This window comes from Thermococcus sp. GR6 (assembly GCF_012027415.1).
Lineage (GTDB): Archaea > Methanobacteriota_B > Thermococci > Thermococcales > Thermococcaceae > Thermococcus > Thermococcus onnurineus.
In genome coordinates, this window is the sequence record NZ_SNUM01000002.1 from 387,456 (window position 1) to 399,425 (window position 11,970).

General features: G+C 50.8%; 16 protein-coding genes and 2 tRNA genes. 8 read left to right on the forward strand and 10 right to left on the reverse strand.

The features are described from left to right. Positions 1-4: 4 nt before the first annotated feature. The 3 genes from E3E32_RS08265 to E3E32_RS08275 are packed head-to-tail and all read right to left on the reverse strand — an operon-like array spanning position 5 to position 2,929. The gene (locus E3E32_RS08265) at positions 5-859 is read right to left on the reverse strand and encodes a methyltransferase domain-containing protein (RefSeq protein ID WP_167731325.1); all 855 of its coding nucleotides are present in this window, start codon (positions 857-859) and stop codon (positions 5-7) included. A 45-nt stretch (positions 860-904) separates the two neighbouring features. Beyond that, on the reverse strand, positions 905-1,840 hold the full coding sequence (locus E3E32_RS08270) for a dipeptidase (protein ID WP_167731326.1): 936 nt from the start codon (positions 1,838-1,840) through the stop codon (positions 905-907). A gap of 9 nt (positions 1,841-1,849) precedes the next feature. Continuing rightward, a complete protein-coding gene (locus E3E32_RS08275; RefSeq protein ID WP_167731327.1) occupies positions 1,850-2,929 on the reverse strand; it encodes a hypothetical protein in 1,080 nt (359 codons plus the stop codon). A 63-nt stretch (positions 2,930-2,992) separates the two neighbouring features. Here E3E32_RS08275 and E3E32_RS08280 point away from each other — a divergent pair, with 63 nt between their 5' ends. The 3 genes from E3E32_RS08280 (at position 2,993) to E3E32_RS08290 (ending at position 5,556) form a co-directional block, all read left to right on the forward strand. After that, positions 2,993-3,544, forward strand: coding sequence for a DUF531 domain-containing protein (locus tag E3E32_RS08280; RefSeq protein WP_167731328.1), 552 nt, complete (start codon positions 2,993-2,995; stop codon positions 3,542-3,544). Then, entirely contained in the window at positions 3,517-3,993 is a 477-nt protein-coding gene (locus tag E3E32_RS08285) for a signal peptidase I (protein WP_167731329.1), read from the forward strand. The genes E3E32_RS08280 and E3E32_RS08285 overlap by 28 nt, the downstream gene beginning before the upstream one ends. An 813-nt stretch (positions 3,994-4,806) precedes the next feature. Next, positions 4,807-5,556, forward strand: coding sequence for a biotin/lipoate A/B protein ligase family protein (locus E3E32_RS08290; protein ID WP_167731330.1), 750 nt, complete (start codon positions 4,807-4,809; stop codon positions 5,554-5,556). Between the two features lie 4 nt (positions 5,557-5,560). On the opposite strand, the gene E3E32_RS08295 is transcribed toward E3E32_RS08290, so the two are convergent. Continuing rightward, complete coding sequence (locus E3E32_RS08295) at positions 5,561-6,259, reverse strand: hypothetical protein (protein WP_240910606.1); 699 nt, start codon at positions 6,257-6,259, stop codon at positions 5,561-5,563. 142 nt (positions 6,260-6,401) lie between these two features. On the opposite strand from E3E32_RS08295, the gene E3E32_RS08300 reads away from it, so the two are divergent. Continuing rightward, positions 6,402-6,478 (forward strand) — tRNA-His (locus E3E32_RS08300). Between the two features lie 299 nt (positions 6,479-6,777). Here the strand turns inward: E3E32_RS08300 and E3E32_RS08305 are convergent. Both E3E32_RS08305 and E3E32_RS08310 read right to left on the reverse strand, forming a co-directional pair. Then, positions 6,778-7,065: a hypothetical protein gene (locus E3E32_RS08305; RefSeq protein WP_167731331.1), complete on the reverse strand. Its 288-nt coding sequence runs from the start codon at positions 7,063-7,065 to the stop codon at positions 6,778-6,780. Continuing rightward, on the reverse strand, positions 7,062-8,018 hold the full coding sequence (locus E3E32_RS08310; RefSeq protein WP_167731332.1) for an endonuclease NucS: 957 nt from the start codon (positions 8,016-8,018) through the stop codon (positions 7,062-7,064). Before E3E32_RS08310 ends, E3E32_RS08305 begins: the two co-directional genes overlap by 4 nt. Positions 8,019-8,126: 108 nt before the next feature. Here E3E32_RS08310 and cobO point away from each other — a divergent pair, with 108 nt between their 5' ends. Next, positions 8,127-8,654 (forward strand): cob(I)yrinic acid a,c-diamide adenosyltransferase, encoded by a 528-nt coding sequence (cobO, locus tag E3E32_RS08315; RefSeq protein ID WP_167731333.1) that lies wholly within the window; start codon positions 8,127-8,129, stop codon positions 8,652-8,654. A 107-nt stretch (positions 8,655-8,761) separates the two neighbouring features. Then, complete coding sequence (locus E3E32_RS08320) at positions 8,762-9,013, forward strand: UPF0147 family protein (RefSeq protein ID WP_012572490.1); 252 nt, start codon at positions 8,762-8,764, stop codon at positions 9,011-9,013. Positions 9,014-9,078: 65 nt separating this feature from the next. On the opposite strand, the gene E3E32_RS08325 is transcribed toward E3E32_RS08320, so the two are convergent. Continuing rightward, the gene (locus E3E32_RS08325) at positions 9,079-9,636 is read right to left on the reverse strand and encodes an aldolase (protein ID WP_167731334.1); all 558 of its coding nucleotides are present in this window, start codon (positions 9,634-9,636) and stop codon (positions 9,079-9,081) included. Next, the gene (locus tag E3E32_RS08330) at positions 9,633-10,214 is read right to left on the reverse strand and encodes a hypothetical protein (protein ID WP_167731335.1); all 582 of its coding nucleotides are present in this window, start codon (positions 10,212-10,214) and stop codon (positions 9,633-9,635) included. The genes E3E32_RS08325 and E3E32_RS08330 overlap by 4 nt, the downstream gene beginning before the upstream one ends. Positions 10,215-10,290: 76 nt before the next feature. Between E3E32_RS08330 and E3E32_RS08335 the strand changes: the two genes are divergently transcribed. Both E3E32_RS08335 and E3E32_RS08340 read left to right on the forward strand, forming a co-directional pair. Beyond that, a tRNA-Tyr gene (locus tag E3E32_RS08335) sits at positions 10,291-10,368 on the forward strand. Positions 10,369-10,504: 136 nt separating this feature from the next. Continuing rightward, positions 10,505-10,945 carry a Tfx family DNA-binding protein gene (locus tag E3E32_RS08340; RefSeq protein WP_167731606.1) on the forward strand — a complete coding sequence of 147 codons (441 nt, stop codon included), beginning with the start codon at positions 10,505-10,507 and terminating at the stop codon, positions 10,943-10,945. Here E3E32_RS08340 and E3E32_RS08345 read toward each other — a convergent pair. After that, on the reverse strand, positions 10,910-11,584 hold the full coding sequence (locus E3E32_RS08345) for a CidB/LrgB family autolysis modulator (protein WP_167731336.1): 675 nt from the start codon (positions 11,582-11,584) through the stop codon (positions 10,910-10,912). The genes E3E32_RS08340 and E3E32_RS08345 overlap by 36 nt on opposite strands. Then, positions 11,581-11,934, reverse strand: a complete 354-nt coding sequence (locus E3E32_RS08350) for a CidA/LrgA family protein (RefSeq protein ID WP_012572485.1) — start codon at positions 11,932-11,934, stop codon at positions 11,581-11,583. Before E3E32_RS08350 ends, E3E32_RS08345 begins: the two co-directional genes overlap by 4 nt. Between the last annotated feature and the right edge of the window lie 36 nt (positions 11,935-11,970).

The window sequence follows — 11,970 nt, forward strand, 5'->3', positions numbered from 1 at the left end:
CCGTTCATTTTGTTCTTTTCTCCGGCTTCCTCGCCACTACACCGAGCGCTTCCTCGGCCCTTCTAACACCAACGAAGCCTGCCTTTCTTAGGCGCTCCATCACGCCCTTCTGGAGGTCTTTTCTCCTGTACTTCTTCCCGGGGTTTCCAACGTAGTGGAAAAGCCTTCCACCGGGCTTTAGGATTCTGAAGAGCTCCTCATAAAACTCTCCGCTGTAGAGATGACCCGCCAGAGAAAAGCGCGGGGGATCGTGGATTATCACATCGAAGCTCCCGTCGTTGAACCTCTTTACGACCTCGAAGGCATCCCCGTGGATGATCTGAATCTTCCCGCCCTGGAAGAGCTCCCTGCTCCAGGGGTTTATTCTTGCCAGTTCTATGACGCTCTTATCCTTTTCTACCGTTATCACGTAAGCACCGCGTTTCGCGGCCTCTATCGATGTGTATCCGAGCCCCATGCAGGTATCTAGAACAGTTTCACCCTCCTTGGGTTTGACGGTATTCACCTTGTTGAGGGTGTCTTGGAGGGGGTTTATGTCCTTCGTCCGGTGCATCCTGATGCCGTTTATCTCTATCGTGGGCGGAACCGTTGGCACGAGCTTGTAGTAGTGCTCTCCGGCTATTGCCGCCTTGTAAACGCCCCCGTTTTTGACGAAGTAAACGCTCCCCTCGTCCCTCGCGACCCTTTCGATTACGCTCCTCTCAACGCGCGTCCCGTCGGGGAATATGAAATCGTTCCCTTCAATGGTTATCAGCCATGAACGCCCGGTCTTTCTCAAATCCAGGTTAAGCCTCGCTCCTCCTCTCGCGAAGAGCAGCCTTCTCGCGTCTCCTGCGGTTAAGAAGTAGACCTCCTCCATGGACTCACCGCGGATTGCTGAGAAAAAGAGGATAAAAAGATTCCGTCATCCGATAACCCTTTCAAAAAGGCGCTCGAGGTTCCTGAAAGTTATCGCTCTAACTTCTTTCGCGCTGAAGTTCTCGTTCAGCCTCTCGAGCAGCGCCGGAATCTTCGACTCGTCCTCAAAGCCCTCAACGCTCCTCCCGTTCCAGCCGGACAGGTAATACACGAAGTCGAAGCCGAGTCCTACGTGCTTGTATCCTGCCAGCTCGGCCATATAAGCGATGTGATCAACGTACTTCTCCAGCGTTGGCTTTTCCCTGTCTACAAAGCTCGGAATGGCAACCGCCCCGATAACTCCATCTCGCTCTGCTATGGCCTTTATCTGCTCGTCCGTGAGGTTCCTCGGATGATCGCATAGCGCTCTCGCATTGGAGTGCGAGGCCATAACGGGGAATGCGGTAACGTCTAGGGCATCCCAGAAGCCGGCTTCGTTTATGTGGTTGAGGTCTATGAGGATTCCCAGTTCCTCAGCCTTTCCGACGACTTCAACGCCGAAGTTGGTCAGGCCACCGTTTGTCCTCTCGAAGACACCATCGCCTATGGCATTGCGAAGGCTCCATGTGAGCGTTAGAACCCTCAGGCCGAGGTGGTGGAAAACCTCCAGCAAATCCAGACTGTCCCCTATCGGCTCTCCTCCCTCAAGGCCCAACCAGAGGGCAATCCTTCCTTCCTCGATGGCCTTTTTCATCTTCCCAACGCTTTTCACAAGCTCGAAGCGCTCGCTCTCCGCAACATCTTTCTGAAGGGCGTTGAGAACCTCCAGCCCGTATCTCAGGGCCGAGCCTCTCCTGTCCGATTTTGTCCAGATGGCCATCACTCGAGCGGCTACGCCCGGGGCAAAGAATTGGTTAAAACTTTCCTCGAGGACAAGGGTTTTTCCCTTCTTCCTCTCGTCATAGACAAAAGTAGGCAGGTCTGAATGGGCATCAAATATCATGCGGACCCCTCACTGGCTCCCCTCTATGGTCCCAATCTCGTTGAGTGCCTCCTCCTTTATCTTTGGATCTGGGATGCTTTCAATAATCTTCTTTACCTCTTCGAACTCCTTCCTTCTGACCAGCTCAAGGGCTATCGCCTTCAGTGCCTCGCTTCTCTTGTGGATATCCTGGATTTCTTTTGCGAATTTCAGTGCCCTTCTCAGGTTTCCAAGCTCGGTTAGGAGCCTTGCTATGTGCTGGACGTTGACGTCGGTGAATCTTGGGTTCTCGCAGCACTCGAAAGCCTTGTCCACAACGTCGAGGTATTCCATGTTGTTCACTCTTTTCATCCAGAGGGCAACTTCAAGCTCTCCAATGAGCCTAATAACACCGCTGTACTTCTTCTCTATAAGGGCCAGCGCGTAGTGGTTTTTCCCTTTGAGCAGGGCTGCACGTATCTGTGGAAGTCCAACGTCGTAAACCGTTTTTGCAAGCTCTATCTTCTTCTCGACCATCGCCGCACGCTGATTGACGTGGAGTTTGTCAAATATGTCAAATGCCATTTTATAAAAGTCCATGGCCTTGTTCGATGGCAGGGTATCTCCAGCCTTTTCAAGAAGATCTCCTATCCTCAGTATGCCGTCCACCTTGTGGGTATAGCTGGTCTCGGCCCCGATTATAGTATCGAAGGCAATGTTGAAGATCTCTAGGGCATTGTCAGGATAGCCTGCAATGGCGAGATAATAGGCAAGGGTCGAGAGAACCATGCCCTTCTCTATGGGACTCTCTATCTCGTTCGCCTCATCTATCGCCCGGTTGAAGAAGTCCATCGCGTCCTCTTCGTACTCCATTATCGCGAGGGTGGATGCGATTATGGAATACGCCACGGCCTTGTTAGCAGGGTCTCTGAGTTTCTTCGCGATGTACATGGCATCCTCTATGATGCTCGGAATCCACTCCATTGGGCCATCGTGCTGGTATATGGCTACGGCTATCTTGGTGAGAACCTGCACCTGGTCTATGGGGTCCTCAATCTCGTGAACCTTTTCAAGGGCCTCCTCATAGTAGCCCCTTTCAACAAGCAGGTTTATTTCCTCTGGCGTGGTCATACTAAATGTTTAGTCTGCTATAAATCCTTATAAACCTTTGTTGGACACTTTTTCAGAAGGACCATGTTGACTGTTGCGCTCTACAACACATACGACCCGAAGAAGCTGCACGAGGCCCATCTGAGGGCCATAGCTAGAGCTGGACCTATAGCTTACGCCTACGGTTTTCACCTAGCTCTGGTGGGATTCCCATTCGAGGGCAGGCCTGTTGATGTTGCCGAAGAGATAGCCGGCCACACCACCATAGGCGAGGGAGGGAAGTATCTCCTCGAGCTCGCCCAGAGAAACCGCTTCCATCTCCTCGAGTTCCCGAAGAGGGGATTTCCCCCGCAGTTCGGTACACCGGTTGCGACCACCAGAAAACCAAGCGAGGAGAAGGAGATAACTCCGCTTGAGCTCGCGGAGAGGGCGTTGAAAGGCGAGAGTTTTCTGCTCTTGATAGGCCTTGGAAGGCATGGCCTCCCGAAGGAAATATTTAAGATGGCGCGCTATCATATGGATATAACCGGGAAAAGGGTCAGCCTTGAAACATGCACCGCGATAGGTGCCATACCCGCGAGAATAAGCACTCTAATGGAGGCGTTGAAATGGATGAGTCGTGGAAAAAGGACATAGCATGGATCCTAATCGCGTTCATAGCAGTTTTTGCACTCCAATTCGGGCTTAAGATGGCCCTTCACACGGACTCACCGCTGGTCATAGTGGTGAGTGGCTCCATGGAACCCGTCTTTTACAGGGGGGATGTCGTCCTCCTGAAGGGGATAAGTGAAAACAACATAGATGAAATCCGCGTTGGCGACGTGGTCGTCTATAAGCGCCCGGGTTACGAATACCCGATAATCCACCGTGTCAGGGAGATAAAGGAGGTAAACCTTGGAGGGAAAACTGAGAAGTGCTTCGTCACATGGGGCGACAACAACTGGGCTCCCGACCCCGATTATCCAACGCCTTACGGGCCAATCCCGTGCGTTCCGGCCTATGCCGTCGAGGACAAGGCCCTGCTAGTTTTCCCGAAGATAGGCCTCATCCCGCTCGAGATAAGGGAGCGCCTCGGCCTGGGATGATGTGAGGGTAGGTGGCCGAGAGACCGATGAGGAGCTAATCGGCCCCTGACCGGCAAACTTTGCCTTCGCAAAGTTTGATCAAAGTTCGTATGTCTTTTTTGACTATCCTTTTCTTAGATGGTTTCAAACTCAAATTGCTGCTTGTAGAATGTTTCACTGAGAATACGGTGCTCAAAGAACACCGAAAGGAAATGGAAACTAATATCAGTGGTTTCCTTGATAATGAAACCAGCATAAATCCACACTCCTACCGAAGACATACAAACGCATTCCGGCAGTTAATCGGATCATACTTTTTGATCAAACTTTGCGCTAGCAAAGTTTGTTTTAGTGGGGCTTCGTCCCACAACCCCATTCTTCTCTAAAATCTGGGAAACTACGGTTTCTCACCTTCCTTTTTCTCTTGATCCACTGGAGGCTCCTCCCCCTCACCCTTGACCAAGGTTTGTGATTCTTGGTGAGTTTACCCAACTAAGTTGGTTTTTACTTGACTTGGGGGCTTTTGTGAGGAACTACCTCATAAGGGCCCGTTAGAAGGTTTTCTCTCCTCAGCGCCCGAAGGGCGCTTATCCAAAAAGCAAACCCCATCAAAAATGAGCGTTTGCAGAGTTCCACAAATCACGCAAGCTCAGAAAAAAGAAAACCCATTCCAAAAAGGCCCCCAACGAAGGAATCACGAACTTTGATGAAACTTTTCGCAGGCAAAGTTTCTTATCCGCTCAGTGGTGACCGCTTTCATCACCCGTCAGGAGGGCTTGGCGTCATCATCGCTGGGCTTAAAAACGTTCTTGATTTTTTAACATTGGTGATAGCATGAGGTTCATTCCGCTCATAGTTGCCAGGCCAGAGGTTCAGATGGCGATAGACGAGGCAATAATGCGCGCTAGAATCGAGGGCAAGGTCCCCGACACGGTGCGGCTCTACGCTTTCAGTCCCAGCTCGGTAACTATAGGCCGCTTCCAGAGCGTCAGGCACGACGTTGACCTCGATGCCGCCAGGAAGCTCAGAATTCCGGTTGTAAGGCGCATAACCGGTGGCGGAAGCGTCTTCCACGACGAGTTCGGTGAGATAACCTATTCGGTGGTCATTGGTGAGGACTACCATTCCGCCCTGAGGAACGTCGAGGAGAGCTATCGCTACCTGGCAGGTCCGCTCGTCGATGCTCTGAGGGAGCTTGGCCTCCACGCCGGCTTTTCCGGCCTGAACGATATCGTCGCCAACGGCAAGAAGATAAGTGGCTCTGCCCAGACGAGGAGAAAGGGGGTAATCCTCCAGCACGGCACGTTCATGTACGCGACGAGGGTGGATATACTCGCGAAGGTTCTGAGGATTTCGAAGGCAAAGCTTTCCGATAAAGGAGTTTCGAGCATCTGGGAGAGGGTTACGACGCTGGAGCGCGAAGGAATAAAGCTGAACCGCTGGGAGACCTACGAGCTGCTGAAAGACAAGTTCTTTGCCGCATTTGAGCTGGAAGAAGGCCAGCTGACGGACTACGAGCTCGAACTTGCAGAGAAACTGATAGGGGAGAGGTACGGAAACCCGGAGTGGAACGAGATGAGATAAAAAGCTATCCTCCCAGAGATTCTATCCCCTTTCTCAGCCTTTCCACCCTCCGATCCAGCATCCCGAGTGTAATGATGTTAGAGTAGTCTATCATGTACTTGGAGGCTATCTCGTAGAACAGCTCGTCTTCGCCAAGCTCCTTCTTCAGCTTTCTGAAGTTCTCCTCAAGGCGGGTGAGCCTGCCCTTCGAGCGCTTCAGCATCTCGTTGCCGATCTCGATGGCGAAGCGGAGGTATTCGTCGTCCACCAGGACCTTTCCATCCTTTCCAAGGGGAGCGGTAAGGTATTCGGTGGCGTTTATCTCAACGAGATAGCGCTTGGAGATTACCTTGAAGGTGGTGTACTTGAAGCCTGAAGCTAAGCCTAGCTCGTGGAGCTTCTTTGCCTTCTCAAGGTCTTCGGCAACGACGTGGAAGATGGGTGGCTGGCTCTTGAGGAAGATGATTCCCTCTTTGGCATTTTTCAGGGCTTCTTTTGCTTCTTCAAATTCTATGAGTCTGTGGACCTTTATCAGCCAGCGGGAGAGGGGCTTTGCCCCCAGGGCCGGCTCCTCGATGATTCCAATCCTCCCCGAGCAGGAGGATGTGGTGTAGATGCCCTTTATCGAGTTGATGAGAAGGAGAAGGCCTATTATGTCTTCGTCGACTTTACCCTCATTTATGGCCGTGAAGAGGCTCGCGAGCGCTTCTCTCTTGGCTTTCATCTCGAAACCTCCCCGTGTGGTTTGACGGTTTTCAATCTCTCCTCTGAGTTCGGTTATTGAATGTAAAAGGTCTCAGCTCCCTCTTTCAGCCCGTTCTGACGAAAACTTTATAAAGCTAACTCAAAAGGTTTAGCTGGACATGGCCGGGGTGGTGTAGCCTGGTTAGCACAGGGGACTGTGGATCCCCTAGCCCGGGTTCAAATCCCGGCCCCGGCCCCATAATTCTAACAAACTTTCGCCAAGCGAAAGTTTGATCAAAGTTCGTGGTTCCTTCTTGAAGCTCGCTTCTAAAGTGTGATTGCCGTTAAATTTAACCTCCAGAGTGTTGGAATCCGCTATAGCACGCCCTTTCGTGAGGAGTTCACTTTTAAACCGACGCCCGAAGGGCGTCAAAAAAGAAAAGTGGACTGAAATATACAGTGGTTTTTATGAGAAATCCTAGTATTAGAAGGTATGAATTTGGAGCATGCACTCTTTAGCAAGCAACATCTCAAAGTGGTCACAAACTGTGGTCAACCTTAGCTTCGGAATGAGCGGTTTGAAGTCGAGCTCGTCGAGCTTCTGTTGTTGAGATAAAATCTTTTGCCTTGGTAAATTCTCGACTTTACCTCTATGGAGATTACCTCGTTAAACTGCGTCTCTAACACCCATTTATTGTTCTTAATAAAGTTCTCAAACGCTTCTTCTTCATTCAATCCTTCACCAAATCCAAGCACTTGAAAGTTTTCCATGTCAGGATATATCTCGTTAGGGGACGAATATGTAGCTCCATCCGGTGTTATGAATATAAACAATCTTTTTCTCATATTACCACCTCTAAGGTTAGCATTCTCAGCAGTTCTTCGTAACTATATTCTGCCGATTTGTCTAGGTCATCAAAATAGTATCTAACTGGCAGGATTTTGGAATTATCAAAGGCAGATTTTGAAAAATCTCTGGCGATTAATATTCCCCCAACAGTTTCATTGCTAAATTCGCTTATGTATCCTGTTAATTGTTCTATGTCTTTTCTTTGTGCCCTCCCTGTCTTAACTTCTACGAGCAGATACTTATTTGTTCCAGTTGGATGTCTTAGCTTGATGAATATATCGACGTATCCCTCAGGAAGGGCTTTTTCACCAAGCACTTCAAATTCATCTGGAGACTTATCAACACCAAAAAATTCCAAAGCATCATCGAGAACGGAACTCTGGATTTTTCTTCTCACGAGGGACTGGAGTATAAGTTCTTTAAAGTAGAACTTTTCCGGAATTTTTTGGTTTTCTCGTTTGAAAACAATTTTGGGTTCAAAAGGCTCGGCCTCGAACTCTATATACTTGGTTTTGCCATTAAATGCGTTTCCCATCTCAGAGACATTGTAAAAGGTTATTGTATCGGCTTGAAAATGTGTCTTTCTATAGCCACCTCTCAAAAGCAAGTTCTCAGCTACGTAAGAAAATTCAGGCCTGACCATTGGCTCATTAAATTCTCTCTCCTGTTTTAAGAACAGCCTGAAAGGAAAATAATATGTCCTTTTTGATCTGAAGGTTATCGGCGGCCAAGGAGGAAGATTCTCCGCGTTTTTGTAGGCAACTTTTCTAACAACCCGGTACAGGTTTCTGACTCTTGCTCCGTACAGAAAAGAGACATAATCTCCAACGTTTATGTCGAAAAATGTCCAGAGACCATTTATATTGTTTGTAAAACCAGCAAGGGCGTATTCTATGCAAAGTTCTAGATTTCTTCTGTTTGAAAGGGATATTAAAAAGTAATCTGGCATCTTGGTTCACCCAACTAGAAGGTTATATGAGCAAGAATTTAACCCTTTCTTTAATTTCATCCAAACCCCTAAAAACCCTTGGCGATTATATCCACCCGGTGAATCCACATGCCCTGGAAAGACAAGCTTGGCTTAGTTCACATATACACCGGCAACGGGAAGGGGAAGACAACCGCCGCTTTTGGCCTCGCGGTGAGAATGCTCGGCTCCGGCGGGAAGGTGATAATCCTCCAGTTCATGAAGGCCGGGAACGTTTACGGAGAGCAGAAGAAGATAGCCGAATGCGGTGCGGTCATAGAGTCCTTTGGGTTACCGAAGTTCGTCCACGGCAAACCCGAGCCCGACGACATAGAGGCCGCCAAGAAAGCCCTTCAGCGCGCAAAGGAAGTTGTCTCGAGCGGAGAGTGGGACTTGGTCATCCTCGATGAGCTCTGTGTTGCTTTAGGCTTCGGCATGCTCGACGTCGATGAAGTCAAGGAGCTCATCAAAAGCAAAGCACCCCACACCGAGCTCGTCATCACCGGCCGCTACTGCCCGGAGGAGCTCTTCGAGTTAGCTGACTACGTCACCGAGATGAGGGAGATAAAGCACCCCTATCAGAAGGGCATCCTTGCGAGGAGGGGGGTCGAGTACTGATTTTCCTTCTTTAGTTTCGACGTTAACCGAAAAGTTTTTTAGTTAGGAAAGCTTAAGATAACCCGAGGAGATTTTAGTAACAATTCTTTAGAAAAGGGGGTGATAGAATGAGCGAGCTGATTCACCAGATTGTGCAGGTTCTCAAGGAGCAGGTCGTCCAGGACACTGTCGTTCCGAGGAACATTAGGAGAGCCGCTGAGCAGGCCATAGAGGTCCTCCTCGACGAGAGCAAGGAGCCGGCCGTCAGGGCCGCCGACGCGATAGCCATCCTCGAGGAGATTAGCGAGGATCCGAACATGCCTATGCACACGAGGACCATCATCTGGGAGGTTCTCGGAGCTCTTGAGCAGGTTAAGTGAGCGCTTTTACTTTTCCCGCTCATTTCCTGCGTTTTGAGGGTTCTCTTCTTCCGTGTGTTTGATAATCATTTTCTGAGCAGATACCACAGCTTTGCGCTCTCCTCAACCAGTTCGGCCTTGTAGAATGCTTCCCTCAGGCTCTTCCCGACGGTGACGATGCCGTGCTTTTCCATCAGAACTGCATCTGACTGGCATACGACCTCTGTGACAGCCTCTGCCAGCTCCTCCGTTCCGGCAGGCCTAAAGGGTACAATCGGTATCCTTCTGAGGTACAGCTCCGCCTCTGGAGTTATTACCGGGAGCTCTATCTCGAGCATGGTCGCTGCAATTATTGAATACGGCGGGTGGAGATGGGCTATAGCTTTAACATCTTGTCTCTTGCGGTAGATCGCCAGGTGGAGCCTGTACTCTGATGAGGGTCTAATCGCCGACAGTTGTTTTCCGTTCATGTCGATTACCGCCACCTGCTCCCTCGTTATGTCGTCCATGACGGCCCCGGTTGCTTTAATGAAGATCAGGTTCCCCCGTCTGATGCTCAAGTTCCCGCCGAAGGCCGCCGTAAGTCCCCTCTCATGGGCGAGGTGGGAGTACTTAACAAGCTGGGCCTTAACAATACGGCTCATTTTCTCACCACCTTAACCCCATAACCGCAGTCTGCACAGTAGGCCTTCTCCTTGCGCCAGGCCAGCTCGCCGCCGCATATCGGGCAGGTGTGAATATCGTCCTCCTCCTTCCAGCGCTCGTAGGTCTCACCGTCTATCACCAGGAACATCCCTTCCTCGTCCTCCTCAAAGTGGCCCAGAACCGGGCTGCTCTCGAGCTCAAGGCTCTCCTCGTCTATGATTGTTGGCTCGATGCCGATGTTGCCCTCGTATTCAAGGTCGTTGGTCGGCAGTATCTCCACCACGAAGGCCTCTATCTTTTTATCGTGGTAGGCTATCACCTCAAGCGCGTCGCTCAGCTCTCCGCTGGACGATATTACGTCGATGACGAGATTCTCGTTCCTCGGGAAGACCAGCGCAATTAAAAAGCGGCCCCTAAAAACGGCTAGACCTTTGTCCAGACAGATCTCCTCGAGGCCGAAACTCTTCATTGTTTCTCTAACGTCTTCGCCACTTGGCAGGTGGCCCCTCTCCATTATGAAGTCCCCTATCCACTTCGCGAGTGGCATTGCGAGCGTTATGGGTTCATAAAGCTTCATGCTCTCACCGAAGTTAAGTTGGGAGAAAAATTTATAAACCTACCCAGGGCATTATGGAACGGGCTGGCTGTAGGGTCCCGCGGTAGCCTAGCCTGGGAGCGGCGGCGGACTGTAGATCCGCAGGTCCCCGGTTCAAATCCGGGCCGCGGGACCACCAGAATTCTCGTGGCTTTTCTGGAGGGATAACTTGGCTGGAATTTTGCCCTCTCTTCCTAGATTACGTTGAAGTCTTGCCTTTGGTACGGAAAAAGTTTTAACCCATTGATACATGTTAAACTCTGGTGTTTAAAATGAGAAGTAAGAGCTTCCTAACGGAGCAGCAGATTAAGATCCTCCGTCTGCGCGCTAGGGGTTTGAAACAGAGCGAGATAGCCGAGCTTTTAGGCACGAGCAGGGCCAACATAAGCATTCTTGAGAGAAGGGCCCTTGAAAAGATTGAGAAAGCTAGGAACACCATCACCATCTGGGAGCAGATAAACTCCAAGATAAGTGTTGAGGTCAGGAAGGGGGAGGACATCTTCACAGTCCCTGACAAACTCTTCAAGAAGGCGGACGAGCTTCAGATCAAGGTTCCTTACAGCACGGCGGAGATAATAGCCTTCCTCGTCGAGCACGCGCCAATAAGCGACAGAATAGCCAAGCGTGACTTCACGCTGTTCCTGGACGCCAGGGACAGGTTGAGGATAAGCGAGTGCCTACTTGAGGAGTTCGATGAGATAGGGAAGCAATAGAGACGTGAAGACGCCGTTAAGGGCCATAGCCAATCCGCTCACCGCCCCGGCCAGCTCGTCGTCGAGGATTATCCTAGCCGTCCCGAGGCCATGGGAAGTAACGCCCATGGCTAATCCTCTCGCTATTCTGTCCTTCACGCGGACGAGGTTCAGCAGCTCGACCCCAAGGGCATTGCCGAGGATCCCCGTCAGGATCACCAGAACGGCCGTTAAAGCTGGGAGGCCACATATCTTCTCGCTTATTCCGATGGCTATTGCAGTCGTGACGCTCTTCGGCGCTATGCTGAGCAAAACCTCCTCGCTTCCCCCGAGGAGCTTCGCCATGTAGAAGGCACTGAGTATGGCTATCGTCCCTCCAGCGACGATTCCTATGGTCGTCTCCTTTGAGTATGCCTTTATCGTGCTCCGGCCTTTGTAGACAGGGATTGCAAGGCTGACAACAGCCGGTCCAAGGAGGAAGCTGAGTATCCTGGCGCTGTCCATGTAGTAGTCGTAAGAAATCCTTCCAGCTTTGAGGATGAGCGCTATCGTGAGTATCGACAGAAGAACAGGGTTCGTATAGAATGCCCTCTTTCTGTTGTGAAGCTCCGAGAAGATGCAGAATACAACCAGGGTGAGCGTTATCCCGAAGGGGTTCATCCGGCATCACCCCCTTTTCTTCCCCTTATCAACTCAACCGTTTTCGCCGTTGCCAGGAGCGTTACAATGAAGCTGATGAGGAGCGCCCCGAATATTGGCACCACTTGGCTCTTTATCAGGCCAAGGTATGTCACTATGCCGACTCCCGGCGGAATGAAGAGAACGCTCATGTTCCTGACGAAGATCTCCGCTTCGTTCTCGACCCATTCTAACTTTATCACCCCGCTGAGAAGTGCGCCGAGCAGCAGGAGCATCCCGAGAACGCTTCCAGGGATTGAAAGACTGAGGGTTTCGCTCAGCCACTCGCCCATGAGGAAGAAGCCGAAGATTATCGCCAGCCCGCGATACATGGTTTCCCCTACGGCGCGGGGGTATAAAAGTCTCCC